This window comes from Blastococcus sp. TF02A-26, assembly GCF_003319125.1.
Lineage (GTDB): Bacteria > Actinomycetota > Actinomycetes > Mycobacteriales > Geodermatophilaceae > Trujillonella.
The window spans coordinates 1-19248 of record NZ_QOHG01000031.1; the positions used below are offsets into that span (position 1 = coordinate 1).

The following is a 19248-nucleotide window of genomic DNA, read 5'->3' on the forward strand; positions in this document are numbered from 1 at the left end:
GCCCCGCCACACCTGGTCGAGGGCGCCACCACGCAGAACTGGAAGCCGGCCATAGCAGCCCTGCTGATCGCCTTCCCCGACCGACTCGAGCCCTACCTCAACTGAAGATCAACTGCAGGTCCTACACAGACAACTTGACAGGCTCGCGAGGTCCCGCCTTCGAGGTGAGAGGTGACTGGAGCCACTACCCACCTTTCTCTGCCGTGCAAGGCTTACCCCGCGGCGATGCGCACACGGAAGCGGCTCGATGGCCGCTCGAAGACCTACGATCTTGTCCGCCACTTCATCGCCGACCGCCGCCGCCCCGTGGTCACGCCAAGCGATACAGCGGCCACTGCAACCAGCCCACGGATCACCCCGAACTCCTCGCCAACGCCTACAGCACCACCGCCCAGGGGAGCTCAGATCGCCACCGTGCTCCGCACCGCTCGCCAGACGGCGCAGGAGCGCTACGGACAACCGGTCGTCGCTGAACTGTCGGTAGGCGGGGTGATACTCCGGATGGAAGTCGACGCCAAGGCGACCATGACCACGGAGGGCCTTCCATGACCAAGGGTGACATCCACACACCAGCAAGCAAGGCGACCGCTGGGTGAACAAGGCAGAGGGCAACGAACGGGCGTCCAACAGCGCCCCCACCAAAGCCGAGGCTCAGGCCCTCGGGCGGCAGATGGCCATCAACCGCGGAGTGGAGCATGTGATCCACGACCAGGACGGCGCTATCGGGGAGCGCAACACCTACCCCCGCAGCCGCGACCCCAAGCAGTCCAAGGGCTGAGCCGCGCCCAGCCGGGCCGCCGGCCTGGGGTCTGAATCCTTGGGCACCTCCCATCGTCGAGGAGCCGCAATGCCAGTCCCGGTTTCGGCGGCCCGGCTTCCGGCGGGGGGGTGAGCAGAGCTAGTTCAGTGTTGCGGACGGAGCGGGAGATCAACACGTGAGCGCAGCCGCGGCGACCGGCCATAACCGGGAGGCGCGGTGATCCTGCCGCGGTCGGCTGTGCAGGTCCTCATCTTCCTGCTGATCATCACCCCGGGCTTCGTGTTCTCCGCGGTCCGGGCGCGCCGCCGAGGTCCCAACCCGGAGGACAAGGAGTTCAGCGTCCGCTTGCTGCGCTCGTTCGGGGTTAGCGCTGCGCTGCTCGCCGTCTACGTGCTGCTCTTCGGCTCCTGGGGGGTCGAGCAGGTCGTCGGCGCGCAGCGCCGCCCGGCGACCGGGCTGGTTGCTGAGCACCCTCGGCTGGCCGCGTTGCTCGCGTTGGTCCTCGCCGGTGTGGTTCCTGCGCTGCTGGCGGTTCTGGATGATCTACGCCAGGAAGGCCGCCTGGACGTCTGGAAGTTCCGCTTCGGCTACCGTGGTCGCTACCACCCGATCCCCAGCGCGTGGGATTTCGCCGGCCCACAACTTGCGGACACCTTCGTCCGCGTGCGGCTGGAGGACGGCGCGTGGGTCGGCGGCTGGTTCAGCTCGGACTCGTTCCTCTCAAGCTATCCCGAACCCCGGGACTTGTTCATCCAGTCGCAGTGGAAGCTGGACGAGACGGGCGCGTTCCTCCACAAGGTCGCGGGCACCCGCGGCGTATACGTATCCTGTGCCGACGCCGCGGTCATCGAGTGGATAGCGCCTCCGCCGACACCAGACCCCGACCAGCACCCGGACCAGTCTCGGGGGAGTCGGTGGATTCGCTGGCGGAGTGTCCGCCTGCGGAGACGATGAGTTGAGGAAGGCCGGGCATGGCAGCACAGGCATCCAGGCGTCACTCCAGGGCCACCGACCGAAATCTTAGGAAAACCTCCACGAACGCGAGCGGCAAGTTCGTCTGGCGGGCGCCGCGAAGCGGCGGGTATCAACCCAGCGGCGTGATCCCCGAGCCCGAGGCCGCCCCGAAGGGACCGGCCGGCACCTCCACTACCGGGAGTCCGAAGGCATGAGTGATCAGCAGCGTCGCCGCGATGGGGAGTTCGGCGTCCAGCCCCGCGCCGTCTCCGAGCGCGGCCGCCGGCCGGTGAGCACCACCCAGCAGGCCGAGCCCTCGACACCGCCGGCTGGCTCGGCCGGCACCTCCTCCACCTCGAAGAACGGCAAGTGAGCATGAGTGGTGACAAGGCAGTGCGACCGGACAGCCAGAAGGGCTTCCGGCCTCAGGAGGGCTTCAGGCCGCAGAACGGGCGCCGGCCCGACTCGCCGACCTCCCTATCGGAACCGTCCTCGCCGCCGCCCGGCTCGGCCGGCACTTCCTCGCCACCCAAGTCCGGCAAATAGCAGAGGCGCGGTCACGGCCGCTGCAAGCAGCCAACTCCAGGCCTCGACCGGCCTCACCCGACTGGCCCGGTGAGGTGGGCCGGAAAGCCGCCCAGCTGCTAACGGCCTCGGCCGATCTCCTCGAGGACGGCGAGTCGGTGACCGCGGAGCCCGTGCTGCACGGGCGCTCACTTCGCCCGACCGGCAGGGGAGGCAGCGCTGCGACCAGCTCGGTGACGGCCATCCAGTCCCGTGGGTTCTGGGCCAAGGCGTGGCATGAGCGCGCGGGCGAGGACGAGGTCGGCCGCCGCGGCGCCGACTGCCAGTCCCCCAGTGCGGCTCTTCGGGAGTCGCGGCCGTGCTGCCGTCGCACCACACGCGGTAGACGGTCACGCACCGGCGCCTAGCTTGAGCACGCGTCAAGGGGATCGCCTGCGGACGGGCCGTGTACTGCTAGGCTGGGCTCCTAACTCCCCACCGTCCTCCGGGACTGGTGGGGTTTTTTCTGTCAGGAGGCTCGAAGTGCCCGACCATCTACGAACCACAGTCGTGATCGACTACCAGAACGTGCACCTGGTCGGGCACTCAGTCTTTGACAGGCACCTGCCCAAGCACGAGACCCTGGTGGATCCGGCCCTGTACGCCGGGCAGGTCGTGTCCGAGCGCAATCGGCGCCAGCGCGAGGGATACGCCCACGCCGTACTGGCCAAAATCCTCGTCTATCGAGGTGAGCCGTCCGCTGAACACGATCCGATGGACTACGCGCGTAGCCAGAGTCAGAAGTCGCACTGGGAGAGGGACGCCCGTGTCCACGTCACTTTGCGGCCCCTCAAGTATGAGTACCAGCGCGACGCCCAGGGTCGGCCGGCGACGCTGCACGACGGCAGCAGGATCGTGACGGGCAAGCGCGAGAAGGGCGTCGACGTGCTCTGCGCGCTTGCAGCTGTGCGAGAGGCTCGCAGCCCCGAGACAGACTTGGTCATCTTGGCGTCTTCAGACTCCGACTTGGCGCCTGCGATCGACGAGGTACTCAAGCTGCGTATGGCCAAAATGGAAACCACATCCTGGTACGACCCCGTCACCCGCGTCGACCGAGCGCTTCGCGGTGGTGCCACCCGGGTTTGGAATACCCGCCTAACCAAAGTTCATTTCGAGGCAGCGCGAGACAGGACCGCCTACTGAGCCTCGACCCACCGTCGATCTTGGTTGTCTCCGCCAGGGCGTGACCCGATCTTGATTGCCGTCTGAGCGTGGCTGAGCATGAGATCGACAACGACTCGGCGTCCCTCAGTGTCCAAGACCTTCCCCTTTTCAAGGTCTTCCGGCGCAAGATCGACTCGTCCCAGGAGGCCGATGGTCTCGCAGCGCTGTGCGGAGCGTGACGTCGTCTGCCGTGAGTGCGTACTCCTCCCTGAAGACCCAGGTCTCGTTGGCGAGGATGCGGTGGAGCTGAGACCTTTCCTTGACGTCCTTGCGTAAGTCGCGGAATAGCGGGAAGCCGTCCGTTTCGCTGCCCTACCGGGTAGTCAGTCGACATGGTGGATTGGCAGTCGCTCTTCGAGCCGACCGTGCCGCTGCTCGAGGGCTTCGCCCGGGGCACAGCGACCTATCTCGCGCTGCTCGTGCTCATGCGGTTGGTCGGCCAGCGTGAGTCCGGGGGCCTGGGGATCACCGATGTGCTGCTCGTCGTCCTGGTCGCCGACGCCGCCGGCACGGGCATGACCGGCGACGCCGATTCGGTCGTCGACGGTTTTGTCCTCGCCGGCACGGTCATCTTCTGGAGCATCGCCATCGACGCGGTGACCTACCGGTTTCCGCGGCTGTCGGCCCTGCTCAAGGCCCGCCCGAGGCCACTCATCCAGAAGGGCCGGCTCAACCGGCGAGCCATGCGCCGGGAGTTCATGAGCGAGGATGAGGTTGTCTCACAGCTCCGCCTGCACGGGATTGAGGACATCGGGACCGTCGACCGCGCCTACCTCGAGCCGAACGGCATGATCAGCGTGATCCGCTCGGATCGGGAGGAGAACGAACCTACCGACCGTCCCGAAGCGCCGTGACGTGTCGACGCCGGACCGGCCGGGTGCGACGAGCAGCACGGTGGCTGCGCGGTCGTAACGGATGACGTCGCAACGAGCGGCTTCAGCGCGCAGACCAGGAGGGTGGGCTATTCGACCGGCCCGGTCGTCGCTGGTTGCGGCTGCATCCGCTCGGGCTGGTCGTCGGCACACTGTTCGCCGTCATGGCCCTGACGGCGTCGCGGTTGCCGCGTGATTGGCTGTTTCGGGGCGTGGTCTCCGACAACTCCGCGGCCGCGGGTTATGACGTCGAGTGATGCTCGCCTGGTCGCTGCGGCACTCGAGGAGATGGCGGTGTCTGCACCAGCGGATCCGGGACCGGCTTCCCCCGGCGGACGGCCGACTGGGGGGAAGCCGGTGCCTTTCACCGGCCGTTCCGAGGCCCTGCCGCCACTGCTCCTGGTGTCGGCACAGTGACCAATTCGACGACCGATGGTGATGCCGGTCTTCGTGACAATCGAGTGCACCGGCCGCTGACCGTCTATACGACTGGGCGAGCGAGTACCAGGCCTCGGCCGGCTGCGGACGCCGCCGGTGACGTACCTGCGCCCGAGGCGCGCGGAAATGTTCGACGTCAGAAGGCCCTGGCTGACCCACTGGCCGATGGTCGCGGACGACCTCACGCCGGAGGTCGTCGTCCGGTTGGCGGTCGGGTCTGCCAGCGCACGGGGGGACACTGGCAGCCCCCGACCTCCTCGCAGAATCACATGCGTCGCCACGAATGGCAACGGGTAGAGCCCGGCGTAAGCGCGGGCCACAGAGGCTGGGGTGGCGATGAGGGGCAGCAAGCAGATCACCTGGGAGACCTGTCCGCGGTGTAGGGACGACGCCGCGGTGGAATGGCGGAAGGTCGGCGAGTCCTTCGCGCCCGTGGCGATCGAATGCTCCAGCGGCTGCCGCCTCCGGCATAGCGAGCTCGTGAGGGAGTTCCGGCCCCGCCATCCTCGGGAGACCTCGTAGTGAGCCCTGCGCGTAGTGGTCGCATTCAGCGGATCCCCGCAGCAGACATTCAGGAGGCGGCGCGCATCGCCGGTGACGCCGCCCGATCAGGCGCGGCTTCCATCACCATCTCCGAGGGGCTGGGGCGCGGGCACGCTGGCCCGGTGACCGTCGTCTGGCCCGCCGATCGCGGCGAATGGGTCACCTGGGAGGAGTGTCCTTACTGCGGTGATCGAGCGGCGGTCAGCTGGGTCGAAGCTGGTCCGTTCGTGGACGCGGTCGAGTTCGACTGCTCCAATGGTTGCCGGCGGGACATCCGGGAGTTCGCGCGCATATTCCCACCGAGGGAGCGCGGGCAGTCCGCCGCCTCGTGGGGCTCTTCAATCCGGCCGATCCTGGTTCAGCAATGAATTGTGGATCAACCACTTCGCGCGAAAGACGCTGAGGCCCTGGCGGGATCGATCAGCGTCGAGGAAAGGGGACGACGCGCGTCCTCTGCCTCACCGGCGAGGTGAACTTCGCCAGCGCGGGCAGGGACACGACCTGACCGTGGACGCGATTGACGCCGGCGCGGTCACTTACTTCAGCACGGTGGCCGGAGCGAGGCTCTTGGCGCGGGTGAGGAAGGCGTCGTTTGCCCGAAGTAGACCAGCCACCCTTCGGTCCACGTCTCGAAGCGTCGATCGCGTGCTCGAGATGATCGGAGATCTGCACCCTTTCAATGTGGCTACGTGGCCGCGATAAACACGCTGCTGGACCGTCGCAACGCCGAGGCTGAGTACCCGCCGTCGGGGGAGATGAGACAGAACGAGGCGTAGGCCCGGCTCGCCATGCGGTCACAGCCGCTCCGCTTGAGCCAGGACCGACGCACCTGGCACGCCCGCTCCTATGGCACCACTTTGACCGTGACAACCTCTTCGGGCACCGTGTGCGGGAAGCTGATCTCCACCGACCATCGAGAGTTCCGCCTTCAAGGAAGTGGGTGCCTCATCGCGCGCATCCTTGCTCCCGATGACCTCCTTGTTTGAAGAGCTGCATCAGTTGCAGGTGAAGTCAGCCCACCGCTGTGGTTGATGCGTCCCTCAAGTACTCGACCGTTGCCGGTCTCCCGTTTGCTTATGTCAATATCGGCGGGTCGAAAAGGGCCGCTGCGCACCGCTATGCCGTGGACGATCAGCCCTCATCGACTCAGGGGCGGCGGCGGACCGTCCTGACGCGACTTTCACAACTCCGAATGTCGCGGCGGTTGCGAGGCCACGAGTTCAGTGTCTACGCCGACCACACCCGTCTTGGCTGCGCCGCCGGGGCTGTTCAGCGATTCAGTACAGCCGGGTAGCGGTTGGGCGAAGAATCGTGCGTTGTCCTTTTGATACGGCCTCAGGGGCTCGGGAAGGTCGTCTTCGTAGTAGATGGCCTCGACCGGGCAGACTGGTTCGCAGGCGCCACAGTCGACGCACTCGTCGGGATGGATATAGAGCGCCCGAGCGCCCTCGTAGATGCAGTCGACCGGGCACTCGTCGACGCAGGACCGGTCCATCACATCGATGCACGGTTCGCCGATCACGTAGGCCATGGCCGCCTCCTCTCCTGAGTAAAGGTCCCATCAATTCCGCTCACGGCCGCGGCGCGACGTTTGACGGACACCGTTTTGACGTTCGAGCCGCGATCAGGTGTCGCAGCGACCGCAGGCCAGACGTACGGCTCGGAAACGCGGTCCAGATGGCGCCGGATCGCCTCGGCGGTGCTGACTGCGTGCTGCTTGGCAGCGGCGGCTACTGGCCCCGCGTGATCAGCCTCGAGGGCTCGCCGCCAGAGGCCTAACCATCGCTGAAAGTGGGCGGGGGTCAATGGCTCGCGCTGATGCAGGCGACGGTGCACGCTCATGGCTTGGCCGTTTGCAGCAGCCGGTGTTGAACAGGACCTCTTGCCAGGAACGCCGATCACCGGCAGGCGTTCGACGAGATTCATATTTGCCACATCGACGAAGACGCGCCGCAGCAGCTCGTCATTGAACACGCGGCTGTGGAAGTCATACAGCAGCGTGTCGATGCCAGCGCGGTTCTGCAGATCACACATCGTCACCACGGAGTCCACCGGGGTGCGGGGTTTGCGGCTGTGCCACGACCAGTCGGACGATGCTGGACGCGGGCTGCAGCCCGGAGCCGCACTGGGTCCCCCGGTGAAGGCCGGCCGCGATCCAGGCACCTACCGTCGGCACCCCTGCCTCGCGCACCGCCACCGCGTGATCCGTGCCCGAGGTCAGACTCATCCGCGGTTGACGACGAGCAGTATCACCGACGGCACTGAGCGCCTCGAGGCTGTGCCGGGCCTCAGGGATGACGATCAGGGCGCCCTTTCGCCCCTTTCCGGAGGTCAGTGGCGCGACGAGTCGTTCTCGGCCGCTGAGCCGGAAGATCATCGCTTCTCCGAGTTCCTGTGCCCGGCGAGGGGCACGCTCGCGGACAACCCCACCATGGTCTGCCTCAGCGTTCTCTCGTGACCGCCGTACACGGAGGCAGGGGCACGGCCGTTGGGATTGCCGCCATCTGCACGTAGCAGCTGACGGCCGAAGGCTTCGAGGTCGCGCTGCTGAATGGACACCCCTGCCGTCCAGCCATGCAGCAGCGCAACATCCGGTCGAACCAGCGTTGCCTGGAGGACCGCCATCTCGTGCAGCCCCATTTCTACCAGCACCGCCCATAAGTACAACTCGATCGATGAACGCGACCTGCCTCGACCTCTCCGCTCGGTCGGCGACGGTGACACGAAGTGGACCAGCCGGTCGGCGGCGGCGCGTGTTCTCCGGCGCCGCCGCTGACCACGAGATGGCCAGGCCGCGCAGGGCGACGGTCATCGCGGCGACACTGCTGCCAGCCGGTGCAGGAACGTCAAGGGCGAGAAAGGCGTCGGGATCGTCCCGGTCGAGGACCTGCCGCATGTCCTCGGTGCCGGTCAGCGGAGCACTCCAGGGCGGGGCTCGAGGGCGTCAGCGACCTCGCGCGGCCACAGCCCCTCGTAGGCTCGCAGCGGGCGCGGGGTCGGCGGCCGTGAGCGGTCACCGACCCCGCGGGTCAGGCCGCGGCATCGGCCTGCCACAAGTCGGGGCCGAAAACTTCGTACTGGATGTCCCTGGGTGCGACGCCGCGGTCGATCAACGCACTGCGGACGGCCTGCATGAACGGCAGCGGGCCGCACAGGTAGTAGACGGCCCCCTCGGGCAAGTCGACCGCGGAAAGGTCCATCTGTCCCGCGTGGACGCCGTCGACCGGCAGGCTGCACTCCGCGCCGCGTTCGAACCAGACGTGCACCGTCCCGTCGGGCAGCGCGCGGACGTCGTGGAGCACCTGGCGGCGCAGCGCCCACGACGACTCGTCGACGTCGGCGTGCAGCAGGGTGATGTCGAGATGGGTACCGGCGGCCGTCAGGTGGTTAAGCATGCCGGCCATCGGGGTGATACCGATGCCGGCGCTGGCGAACACCGCCGGCCGCGAATCGTCGAGGACGACGTCGCCGAACGGCAGGGACATCGTGAGGGTGTCGCCCACGTCAACCCGGTCGTGCAGCACGTTGGAGACCTCGCCGTCGGGTCTCCCGTCGCCGTGCACCCGCTTGACCGCGAACGAGCGGTGCTCCCCGTCGTCGGCCTTGATCAGGCTGTACTGCCGGGGCTGACGGACGCCGTCGTCCATGAGCACGCGGACCGTGACGTACTGGCCCGGCAACGAAGTCTTCACCAGCCGGTCGTCGACGCGCCGAACGGTGAACCGGACGACGTCGTCGGTCTCGCGGACCTTTTCGGTCACCCGCCAGTCCCGCCAGACCGTCTCCGGTCGCACCCCGCGGGCGCTGTAGAGACCGCGCTCCTGATTGATCAGCGCGAATGCCATCAGCCAGTACACCTCGTCCCACGCCGCGGCCACCTCCGGCGTGACGGCATCGCCCAGCACGTCGACGATCGCCCAGAACAGGTTGTCGTGCACGACCTGGTACTGGTCCGGGCGCAACCCGAGCGAGGCGTGCTTGTGAGCGATCCGCGACAGCAGCTGCTCGGGCAGCCGATCGGGGTGGTTCACCAGGGCGCTCGCGAACACCGCCACCGACCCGGCCAAGGCCTGCTGTTGGGTGCCCTCTGCCTGGTTGCCGCGGTTGAACAGCCCGTCGAGCAGCTCGGGGTGCTCGCCGAACATGCGCTGATAGAACCGTTCGGCGATCTTGCCGATGTTCTCACCCACCACCGGCAGGGTGGCCTCGATCACGGGCCGGGACTTGTCGGACAGCATGCAGGTGTACCTCCCCCTCGTCTGGGTGTCCGGGAGCCACCCAGTCGATGACGCCCTGCCCTGAGTCCCGCGGCGCCAACCATGCGCTGGCCGCAGTGTCGTTCCAACTGTCCCCGCACCCGCAGCGCCCAGGGCGCGCGGACATGCCGGACTGCACGGCTCCTACAGCGTTCACCGCGGCTTCGCATCGCCAGCCGAACCGCAGGCTGCCCGAGCTACCGGCATCGAGTCACGTGCTCGCCGAGCCGCCCGTCATTGCAGTTTCGAGCCCAATGCCAGCGACTTGTACTTACCAGGGGGAGTGGTAGAAAGTCCTCGGCGGCCAGGCGAGATTGCACTCCCAACGCCGGACGGCGCGCTGGCTGGTGCGCTGGCGCGCCAACGGACAGGGGGAACCGTGCAGCAGTTGGCCCTCGGGGCGCTCAATGCCAGCATTGTCCTGCTCACCGCGGCTCAGCAATGAGCAGGACCGACCCCCGGCGTCGACCTCTTCTCTGGATTGCGGCGTCAGGCGTCGGGACGGCTGCCCATGGGCACGTCGCGCACCGGTCCGAGATGGGCGACGCACAGCGAGGGTTCGACGAACGGGAACAGGTGCTCAGCGGTCACCGGCGCCCCCATCTCTGCCAGTGCGCCGCGCATGAGCCCCAGATGGATGGCGCAGACGACCTCGCGGTGCGCTTCGGCGACCTCCCGGAAGGGGCAGTGCGGCAGCCTGATCACCCGGGGATCGTCGCGGGCGAGTTCGGGAGCGAAGCCGATGTCGTCGAGGATGGTCAGCAGCCGGCCGACCGCATCCTCCTCGGACAGGCGCTGGTAGGGCGCCGGCCGGTCGGTCAGGTACCGACCCCACGTGCGCCCCGCCTCCATGGCGGCCGTCGCCGGTTCGCCGGCCGTGCCGGCCACGTAGCTGGCCAGGATCTCCGCGAGGAACTGGTAGTTGCGGCTGTCCCGCGCCGGATCGGGCCGCGGTGCAGCCGTGAAGGACAGCCTCGGGCGCCCCGGTTCGCCGCGTTCCTCGACGTGTCGCTGGACCAGCCCATCGGCGACCAGGCGGTCGAGATGGAAACGAACCGTGTTGCCGTGCAGGCCGGTCCGGCCGGCGAGGTCCTGCACGCCCAGGCCGTCGGACGCCGAGCGCAGCAGCTCGAGGATCCGGTGGCGACTGGCGCCGGCCCGCACGCCTTCCTGTCCAGATGCCCCCAGCGACGCTTCCATCCTTCAAGTCTCACAGACCGAACGTCGGCCGATCACCGTGGCGGAGCTCCGCCACCGGACGCCGAGGGCGGCTCTCACAGGTACGCGTCCCTAGACCTCGCTACCGATCGTCGCGGCCTCGCGGCCGGCCCACCCGCGGGGCGCGAGGTCGCCATGCTGCTCCACCGTTCACCCGCACCGGCTCACGCCCCGGACCGAGAGGTCCCCTCATGACGCTCGCGCCCGCCTCGATCGTGCATCGTCCCAGCCACGTCCCCGCTCCGACCAGGGGCTCGCGGTTGACGAACCTGCTGCGGACCACCGACCACAAGACCATCGGCCTGATGTACCTGGTCACGTCGTTCGCCTGGTTCATCCTCGGCGGGATCATGGCCATGCTGATGCGCGGCGAGCTGGCCCGGCCAGGGCTGCAGTACCTCTCCCCGGAGCAGTACAACCAGCTGTTCACCATGCACGGCACGGTGATGCTGCTGATGTTCGCGACGCCGCTGTTCTTCGCCTTCGGCAACTTGATCATGCCACTGCAGATCGGCGCGCCCGACGTCGCGTTCCCGCGGCTGAACGCGCTGTCGTACTGGCTGTTCCTCTTCGGCTCGACAGTGGCCGTCCTCAGCTTCGCCACGCCCGGCGGTGCGCCCGACTTCGGCTGGACGGCCTACGTGCCACTGTCGGACGCCGCGCACACCCCCGGTGTCGGCGCGAACCTGTGGATCGCCGGCCTGGGTGTCAGCGGTCTGGGCACGATCCTCGGCGCGGTCAACTTCATCACCACGATCGCCTGCCTGCGCGCGCCCGGTATGACGCTGTTCAGGATGCCGATCTTCACCTGGAACACGCTCGTCACCAGCCTGATCGTGCTCCTGATCTTCCCCATCCTCACCGCCGCGCTGCTGGCACTGCTGTCCGACCGGCACCTCGGCTCGCTCATCTACTCCCGTGAGAACGGCGGGGCGATGCTGTGGCAGCACCTGTTCTGGTTCTTCGGCCACCCCGAGGTCTACGTCATCGCGCTGCCGTTCTTCGGCATCGTCACCGAGATCGTCCCCGTCTTCAGCCGCAAGCCGCTGTTCGGCTACAAGGGCATGGTCGGGGCGACGCTGCTCATCGCGGCCCTGTCGATGGCCGTCTGGGCCCATCACATGTTCGCCACAGGCGCCATTCTCCTGCCCTGGTTCTCGTTCATGTCGTTCCTCATCGCCGTGCCGACCGGGATCAAGTTCTTCAACTGGATCGGCACCATGTGGCGCGGCCAGCTGACCTTCGAGACACCGATGTTGTGGGCACTTGGGTTCATGGCCACCTTCCTGTTCGGTGGGCTGACCGGTGTGCTGATGGCCAGCCCACCGCTGGACTGGCACATACACGACAGCTACTTCATCGTCGCCCATTTCCATTACACCGTTTTCGGCACCGTCGTGTTCGCGGCCAACGCGGGCATCGCGTTCTGGTTCCCGAAGATGTGCGGCCGGATGCTCGACGAGCGCCTGGGCAAGCTGCAGTTCTGGCTCACCTTCATCGGGTTCCACGGCACGTTCCTCATCCAGCACTGGCTGGGCAACGAGGGGATGCCGCGCCGGTACGTGGACTACCAGCCCGGTGACGGGTTCACGACCCTGAACACGATCTCCACGATCTTCTCGTTCGTCCTGGGCGCATCGGTCATCCCGTTCATCTACAACGTCGTCAAGTCCTGGAAGCACGGAGAACTCGCCCTACGCGACGACCCCTGGGGGCACGGCAACTCGCTGGAATGGGCGACCTCGTCCCCGCCGCCGCGGCACAACTTCGTGGCGATCCCGCGCATCCGCTCCGAGCGGCCGGCGTTCGAGGCGCACTATCCGCACCTCATCGAGCGCCTGCACCGCGAGGCGCACGCCGGCAAGCGGCACCACCCCCCGGGCCCGGACCAGGTCGGGCTCACGGCCGGACGCCGTCAGGGTCCGAACGACCCTGACCCCACCTGAGGCAAACGGGCGGTCCAAGCGGCTCGAGCTCCATCACCGCCGTCTCACGCCGACGATGACCCATTCCGCCTCGACGTCTTCCCAGGGAGGGCAGACACGTGATCCGAGCACTCGCCACCACCGCCGGGACCGCGGCCGTGGCTGCACGACTGCTGCACGACACACGGAATTGGGGCGCCACCTCGGGTGAAGCCGAACTCTCATTGCCCGGGGACGAACTGGTGCCCGACCCGTTCGAGCAGACGACCCTCGCCACGACGGTCAACGCGCCCGCGGAGGTTGTCTGGCCCTGGCTGGTGCAGATCGGCAGGGGTCGCGGAGGCATGTACAGCTACGACTGGCTGGAGAACCTGATCGGTCTGGGCACCCGATCCACCGGCGAGATCCGCGAGGAGTGGCAGGATCTGGCCCCCGGCGACCGCGTCGTCGTAGTGCCCGAGGGCTACGGGCCGATGCCCGCCGGCTCCTTCTTCCCGGTGGCTCAGGTGCTTCCCGGTCGGGCGCTGGTACTTCGCCAGTCCTGTCCCGAGCACCCGTGGAACTCGGTGTGGTCCTTCCACGTACTCCCGCACGGCTCCGACCGGTGCCGGCTGCTGTCGCGCTGGCGCACCCACCGGCCACGCGAGCACCGCCTCCGCATCGCGATCCGGGCCGTGGAACCGGTCAGGCTCGTCATGACCCGTCGGATGCTGCGCGGCATCGCCGCGCACGCCGAGCGAGGTTTCGCCGCGGGCGCTCCGGTGCCCGCCGAAGCGACGAGCGACGATCCGTGACCGTGACGACGTCCGTGGGATAGCCGTGCGCCGCCGCCCCCGGGAGCTGGAGGTCGGCCCACTTGGCCACGATCAGCACGACCTCCCCGCATCGCCGTACGCGCGAGGGTCCGTCCCGATCCGCGCGTTGAGCAGGTGATGCGGAGAGGACGACGATGCGCTCGTCGGGGCCAAGCGCGTCCCCCGGTTCGGACGACCTGATCCTGGGCGGCGTCCAGCCCACGGGTGCGGCCGTGTCCGGGAGCGATCTGGTGGCCAGGCGGTCCGCGGCCGCAAACCGCCGGACCTCCGATGTGCCACCAGGAAATTGGCGCTGACGGGCCGTCGACCGCCCTCCGGGCCGTCGTTCACGGAGCGCTCACTTCGACGATGCCGTGCGCGCCACGTTCGGCGTCGACCATGACGTGCGAGACGAAGGGATACCGGCCGGCTTCCGGGAAGGACAGCTCGACGAACCCTCCCTGCGCGGGCATGAGCGCCAGCGCCTGGCTGCCTTCCGCACCGGGCCGCAGCAGGTAGTTGCCCTCCGCGTAGACGGTGTCGAACTGGCCGCCGACGACGTGGAAGCTGGTGGCCCGGTTGGGTCCGGCGTCGAGCACCCAGATGCGCACCCGTTCGCCGACCGCGGCCTCCAGCGGGCGGGCGTCGTACTGGTTGGCGTACCCGTTGAACGTCACCGCGTCGGGGCGCTCCTCGGCCAGCTTGTCTGTGTCGACCGTGCCGCCCTGCGGGCCCAGGTAGAGCTCGGACTGCACCAGCAGGTAGCTGCGGTCCACCGGAGGCAGGTCCGGTGGCTCGATCACCACCGCGCCGAACATGCCGTTGGCGATGTGCGCCGACATCGGCATGGTCGAGCAGTGGTACATCCACACGCCGGCACGGGTGGCCGTGAAGCGGTAGACGAGCGACTCCCCGGGCGGGATGGTCCGCATCGGCTCGTCCGGTGCGAGCGCACCGGCGTGGAAGTCGATCGAGTGCCCGATCGTGCCGTCGTTGACCAGGGTGACCTCGAAGACGTCCCCCACCCGGCCGTGCAGCACCGGGCCGGGCGCTGTCCCGCCGAACGTCCAGAGGCGTTGGGTGACCCCGGGGGCCACCTCCCGCTCCGCCTCGGACACGGGAAGTGTGATCCGGTGCAGGCGCTCGTCCCCGAGCGGCGGCAGTACGGGGTCGTGGGCGGTGAACCCCTCGTCCACCTCGGCGGCGAAGTCCAGCTCGTCGGCCGCGCTCGCCGCCTGACCGGGTGTCTCGTGATGCGATTCCGCCGCCGTCCCGCCGACCGCTCGGACCTGCAGCGTCATGCCCATCTGGCGGTGACCGACCACCGAGCACCAGCCATCCAGGTCACCGCCGACCACCCCGGCGTCGATCGTCGCCGTCTCCCCCGGTGCCAGCCGGCCGCTCTCCGGTCCTGAGCTGAGCACCAGGTCGTGCACCGTGTCGTCGGTGTTCACCAGCTCGATCAGCAGTTGGTCACCGGCGGGCACCTCGACGACCTCCGGGGTGAAGCGCATGTCCTGGGCCTCGACCCGGACGGTCGACGTCCGCCCTGTGGCGACCACCTCGGTCGACGGCGCGGCCATCGCGCGCACGTCCGCGAGCGCGCCGGGATCGATCGCCACGCCGGCCGCGACGGCGACCACCACCGCGGCGATCCCGGTGGCGGCCAGTCCGGTGACCTGGCCGGCGGGCCGCCCGGCCGGCACCGGCATGGTGGCACCGCGCTTCGCCCGTCGGCTCGCGCGAATGGCGACGAACAGCAGGGGCAGGAAGGCAGCCAGTCCGGCGAGCACCAGCATCGAGGCGAGAACCCGCACGACGCTGGGCACGGGCAGCACGCAGACGAGCAGACCGGCGTTCACGACGGCGATCCGCAGCGCCCCACCACGGTCGAAGGCCGCGATGGCCGCCCGCACCGGCCCCGCGCCACCGCCGAGGGCCACCGGGACCAGGTGGGACAACGCGCCGAGCAGCACCTGGGAGCCGAAGCCGGCGGCGAGGAAGGGCGTCAGCCAGCGGAACCGCTCACCCGCATCCGGCCACGTGTCCGCCGTCCCCACCAGCACCGTTGCCGCGGCCAGGCACCCGACCAGCCACGCCAGGCCGGCGGCCACCGACCAGGTCGGGTAGGACGACGGCGGTCGCGCGCGAGCGCTGGTGACCAGGGCCTTCGCCACCATGACGAGGCCGCCGACGTACCCGGCCAGTCCTGCGGCCACGACGGCCGGAGGGCCGGTGAGGGCACCGCCGACGGCGACGGCGAGGGCGGCCACGAGCACGGGCAGGGCCCGGCGGGCCGTGCGCTCGGCGTCGTCGGGGATGCGGGCGTGCAGCATCGTGGGCCAGAGCGTGACCAGGGTGCCGACGATGGTCAGGCCCATCCAGCCGAGGACGTTGACGGTCGCGTGGGCCAGCGTCGCGCGGTCGTGCCATGGATCGGCCAGTCCACGGGCGAGCAGCGTGCCCAGGGCGGCTCCCACCGGCAGGAACGCGGCGGCCGCCAGGTAGTACCGGACCGCCGACCGGAACCGGCCCGGCAGCGACCGGCGCAACTGCCGGGCCAGCGCTATGCCGTGCCAGCCGACCGCGCCGACCACAGCGCTCGCGCCGGTGACGGTGAGCGGCCAGGCGGCGGAGCTGACGCCGACCATGACCAGGAGTGCGCCACCGTTGAGGAGGATCAGGCGCCGTGACCGCACCCGGCGGTCCCGCGGGTCGGGTGCGGTGTGCAGGAGGGCGTCGGCGAAGTGCTGGCTCCAGACCAGGATCGCGTGGCTGATCGCGCCGAGCAGGACCAGGTGGATGAGCAGCCACCGCGGGGCCGGCAGGACCGGGTGCACCAGCGACACCAGCACCGCAGCGATGAGCCAGAGCACCACGGGTAGGTCGCGCAAGGGCCAGAACCCCTTCTCCTGGCCCGTCGATCGGCTCATCGCCGCAGCCTCTCGCCACGCCCGGCCCGGATTTCTGAGCCGGCGACCACCGATCCGACTGCCAGCAGGACGAACAGCGTCACCGCGGCGATGTTGAGCACGCCGCCCCAGCGCCAGGCCGCTTCGGAGCCGAGCGCGTCCCCGACCCAGAGCCGCAGGGCGAGGGAGCCGTGCAGCAGCACGGCCGGGACCACCAGCACCGGGTGGTACGGCAGCGGCCGGCGCAGCACGGCGGGGAGGATCACCGGGGCGTGGGCCATGATCATCGAGATCGTGAAGCCCAGGAAGACCGCGTGGACCACCGCGTCGTAGCGCGTTCCCGTGGTCGCGGCTCCGCCGACCGTCCAGACCGCGCCGGCGACGGCGAGCCAGAAGTAGCCGGCGAGCATGCAGCCGGCCATGAACCGGGTCAGCCCCCGTGCCCGGATGGTCCGCCGGGCCACGTCGTGCGACGCGAGCCAGCCGACGAGCACCAGCAGCGCGACGCCCAGCAGCACCGCTCCGGTCCGGGGCCAGAGCAGCGCGGCGACGATCCCGCCCAGCAGGCCCGCCGCGAGCAGCACCAGGGTCGTCCCGGCTCCCGGTCCCAGCGTCAGCCGGGCCAGCTCCAGCCGCTCGCCGCCGATGGTGAGGACGACGAAGCCCACCAGCCAGGGCAGCAGCAGGGGGACCGGGACGCCACCGAGCCAGAGGATCAGCGCCCCGGCGGCCAGGACGGCACCGAGCGCCTGCACCAGAACCGCGTCGTCGCGCTGCCGCCGCCACAGCGCCACGTAGACGGCCACGAACGCTGCCGCGCCGAGCAGCTGCACCGCCTGTCCCAGCCGCAGCGGCACCGGGGCGAGCAGCAGGAGCCCGCCGGTGCCCAGCAGTGCCGGGGCCAGGAAGCCGGCCCTCCGGCGCAGCGCGACCGCCCGCTCCAGAGCGACCAGGGTGCCGACGAAGCCGAGGACGAGGAGCATCCCGTGCACTTGCGGCAGCCGGTCGAGCCGAACCGGCGCCGGCAGGTCCAGCAGCAGCAGGGCGGCGTCCAGACCCGCCAGCAACGCCACGCCGCCGGGCACCAGGAGCAGCAGCCGGCCGGCGGACGACCGGCGTGACGCCCCGGTCTCGGCGCGGGACCTCCCGTCCCCGTCCGGCCGCTTGACCGGCGCGGATGGCGGGAGCGCCGCGACCTCACTCATGGCGACCGCCGGCGGAGACGGCAGCCGTGTCGAGGTGCAGGCGGCAGGCGCCCGGCTCGGCGAAGGGCAGGAGGGCGGTCGGCCCGGAATCGCCGCCGTGGTGGTCGAGGACACCGCGGACGATGCCGAGATGGACCTGGCAGACCACCTCCGGGTGCTGCCGAGCGGCATCCAGCAGCGGGCAGCGCCGGAGGGCGACGGTGGTCGCCGCGTCGTCCGCGTCGGGTGCGAACCCGAGGTCGTCGAGCAGGTCCACGACACGGTGCCGCGGGCCGGTGTGCGGGCCGCGGGGCCGGACTTCGCCCGCGGTCGCCACGAGAGTGCGGCTCCACTCGTACCCGACTTCCAGGCCGGCGGCGCCCGGATCAGCGGCAGTGCGGGCGAGGTGACCGGCGAGCGCGCCGGCCAGGCCGGCGTAGTCCCGCACCCGGGCATCGGGCTCGGCGCGGTCGATCGCCGCGGCGTACCGCCAAGCCGGCCGGCCCCGCCCTCGGGCAGCCGCCCTCTCCCGGATGGCCAGTCCCCGCTCGACGAGGGCGTCCAGGTGCTCGCGAACGGTGTTCTGGTGCACCTCGAGCTCCGCGGCGAGGCCGGCGACGGTGATCCATCCCGGCGACCTCTGCAGCCGCTCCAGCACCGCGCCGCGGGCACCGGACAGCGCGGCTCCGCCCGAGCCGCGCACCGGGGACGGACCCAGTGGGACGTCGACCTTGTTTTTCACGGAGGTCAGTGTAGTAAATTGTCGCTCGGCCGACCAGCAGGGTCGGTCCAGGAGGGAGACACCCCGTGACCACCACCCTCGCCCCCGCGACGACCACCGATGTCGTCCTGGCCTCGACCGCCGACGACGCCGCCGCCGTGGAGGCGGTCCGCCGGCACCACGCCGAGCTCGCCGGCCGGCTCGCCGGCCACGTCGACGCCCTGCTCACCGCGGCGACCGCCCCCGGCGGTGCCGGCTTCCTCCGGGCCCGGACCGCCGCGCTCGACTTCCTCACCGGCGAACTGCTCCCGCACGCAGCGGCCGAGGAGCGCGCGCTCTACCCGGTCGCCGCCGCGGCGGAGCGGCTGCGGCTCCTCGTGGACGCGATGCTGGCCGAGCACCGCGTGCTCGAGGGGCTGGTCGGGGAGCTCCGGGAAGCCGGCGAGCCCGCCCGTGCGGCCGCCTGCGTCCACGCGCTTCGGGTCCTGTTCGCCACCCACCTGGCCAAGGAGAACGACCTCCTGCTGCCGGTGGTCGCGGCCGATCCGCACACCTCACTGGCCGGTGTTCTCGCCGGGATGCACGAACTGCTGGGCGAGCACGGGCACGGGCACGGGCCCGACGAGACGACCACCGCGCCCGGCAGGGTCAGCTGCGGCTGCGGAGGCCACGACGAGACCGACATCCCGGTCCTCGACGTGCGGGAGGTTCCGCACGCCATCCGCCACGCCACCGTCTTCGGGGCCTTCGACGCCGTCCCCGACGGCGGAGCCCTCCTCCTGGTGGCGCCGCACGACCCGCTGCCGCTCCTGCGTCAGCTCTCCGCCCGCACGGGCGGCGCCCTGGCCGTCGACTACGAAGAGCGCGGCCCCGAGGCGTGGCGGCTGCGGCTGACCCGTGCCTGACCACGAGGCGCACGACCACAGCGTTCCTGGTCAGGCCG

Annotated in this window: 16 protein-coding genes and 1 pseudogene; 10 read left to right on the forward strand and 7 right to left on the reverse strand. The window is 69.8% G+C overall.

What is annotated here, in order from left to right; all coding sequences use genetic code 11:
* The first annotated feature begins 225 nt into the window (after positions 1-225).
* The 7 genes and pseudogenes from DQ240_RS23160 (at position 226) to DQ240_RS23165 (ending at position 5663) form a co-directional block, all read left to right on the forward strand.
* Positions 226-549, forward strand: a complete 324-nt coding sequence (locus DQ240_RS23160; RefSeq protein ID WP_147262064.1) for a hypothetical protein — start codon at positions 226-228, stop codon at positions 547-549.
* A 31-nt stretch (positions 550-580) separates the two neighbouring features.
* A pseudogene (locus tag DQ240_RS22475) lies at positions 581-778 on the forward strand (DUF2188 domain-containing protein); the annotation flags it as partial.
* 198 nt (positions 779-976) lie between these two features.
* Positions 977-1714 (forward strand): DUF6338 family protein, encoded by a 738-nt coding sequence (locus tag DQ240_RS22480; RefSeq protein ID WP_113841945.1) that lies wholly within the window; start codon positions 977-979, stop codon positions 1712-1714.
* Between the two features lie 211 nt (positions 1715-1925).
* A complete protein-coding gene (locus DQ240_RS23475; RefSeq protein ID WP_158548854.1) occupies positions 1926-2087 on the forward strand; it encodes a hypothetical protein in 162 nt (53 codons plus the stop codon).
* A 701-nt stretch (positions 2088-2788) separates the two neighbouring features.
* Positions 2789-3421, forward strand: coding sequence for an NYN domain-containing protein (locus tag DQ240_RS22485; protein ID WP_158548856.1), 633 nt, complete (start codon positions 2789-2791; stop codon positions 3419-3421).
* 353 nt (positions 3422-3774) lie between these two features.
* Positions 3775-4296: a DUF421 domain-containing protein gene (locus tag DQ240_RS22490; protein WP_113841947.1), complete on the forward strand. Its 522-nt coding sequence runs from the start codon at positions 3775-3777 to the stop codon at positions 4294-4296.
* Between the two features lie 1121 nt (positions 4297-5417).
* Positions 5418-5663, forward strand: coding sequence for a hypothetical protein (locus DQ240_RS23165; RefSeq protein WP_147262065.1), 246 nt, complete (start codon positions 5418-5420; stop codon positions 5661-5663).
* A gap of 812 nt (positions 5664-6475) precedes the next feature.
* On the opposite strand, the gene fdxA is transcribed toward DQ240_RS23165, so the two are convergent.
* The 4 genes from fdxA to DQ240_RS22520 form a co-directional block, all read right to left on the reverse strand.
* Positions 6476-6826 (reverse strand): ferredoxin, encoded by a 351-nt coding sequence (fdxA, locus tag DQ240_RS22505; protein WP_113841950.1) that lies wholly within the window; start codon positions 6824-6826, stop codon positions 6476-6478.
* Positions 6814-7347 carry a group III truncated hemoglobin gene (locus DQ240_RS23170; RefSeq protein ID WP_147262066.1) on the reverse strand — a complete coding sequence of 178 codons (534 nt, stop codon included), beginning with the start codon at positions 7345-7347 and terminating at the stop codon, positions 6814-6816. Before DQ240_RS23170 ends, fdxA begins: the two co-directional genes overlap by 13 nt.
* A gap of 977 nt (positions 7348-8324) precedes the next feature.
* Positions 8325-9533, reverse strand: a complete 1209-nt coding sequence (locus tag DQ240_RS22515) for a globin domain-containing protein (protein WP_113841951.1) — start codon at positions 9531-9533, stop codon at positions 8325-8327.
* Between the two features lie 507 nt (positions 9534-10040).
* Positions 10041-10751 carry a metalloregulator ArsR/SmtB family transcription factor gene (locus DQ240_RS22520; RefSeq protein ID WP_113841952.1) on the reverse strand — a complete coding sequence of 237 codons (711 nt, stop codon included), beginning with the start codon at positions 10749-10751 and terminating at the stop codon, positions 10041-10043.
* A 209-nt stretch (positions 10752-10960) separates the two neighbouring features.
* Between DQ240_RS22520 and ctaD the strand changes: the two genes are divergently transcribed.
* Both ctaD and DQ240_RS22530 read left to right on the forward strand, forming a co-directional pair.
* On the forward strand, positions 10961-12715 hold the full coding sequence (gene ctaD, locus DQ240_RS22525) for a cytochrome c oxidase subunit I (protein ID WP_113841953.1): 1755 nt from the start codon (positions 10961-10963) through the stop codon (positions 12713-12715).
* A 137-nt stretch (positions 12716-12852) separates the two neighbouring features.
* Positions 12853-13488, forward strand: coding sequence for an SRPBCC family protein (locus tag DQ240_RS22530; protein ID WP_147262067.1), 636 nt, complete (start codon positions 12853-12855; stop codon positions 13486-13488).
* A gap of 347 nt (positions 13489-13835) precedes the next feature.
* Here DQ240_RS22530 and DQ240_RS24460 read toward each other — a convergent pair whose 3' ends face one another.
* Genes DQ240_RS24460 through DQ240_RS22545 form a run of 3 tightly spaced genes read right to left on the reverse strand, consistent with a single transcriptional unit; the run spans position 13836 to position 18326 of the window.
* Complete coding sequence (locus tag DQ240_RS24460; RefSeq protein ID WP_113841955.1) at positions 13836-16421, reverse strand: multicopper oxidase domain-containing protein; 2586 nt, start codon at positions 16419-16421, stop codon at positions 13836-13838.
* Positions 16418-17605: a hypothetical protein gene (locus DQ240_RS22540; protein ID WP_199589474.1), complete on the reverse strand. Its 1188-nt coding sequence runs from the start codon at positions 17603-17605 to the stop codon at positions 16418-16420. Before DQ240_RS22540 ends, DQ240_RS24460 begins: the two co-directional genes overlap by 4 nt.
* Positions 17598-18326 carry a metalloregulator ArsR/SmtB family transcription factor gene (locus DQ240_RS22545; RefSeq protein ID WP_113841956.1) on the reverse strand — a complete coding sequence of 243 codons (729 nt, stop codon included), beginning with the start codon at positions 18324-18326 and terminating at the stop codon, positions 17598-17600. The genes DQ240_RS22540 and DQ240_RS22545 overlap by 8 nt, the downstream gene beginning before the upstream one ends.
* A 65-nt stretch (positions 18327-18391) precedes the next feature.
* On the opposite strand from DQ240_RS22545, the gene DQ240_RS22550 reads away from it, so the two are divergent.
* A complete protein-coding gene (locus tag DQ240_RS22550) occupies positions 18392-19210 on the forward strand; it encodes a DUF2249 domain-containing protein (protein ID WP_113841957.1) in 819 nt (272 codons plus the stop codon).
* Positions 19211-19248: the final 38 nt, after the last annotated feature.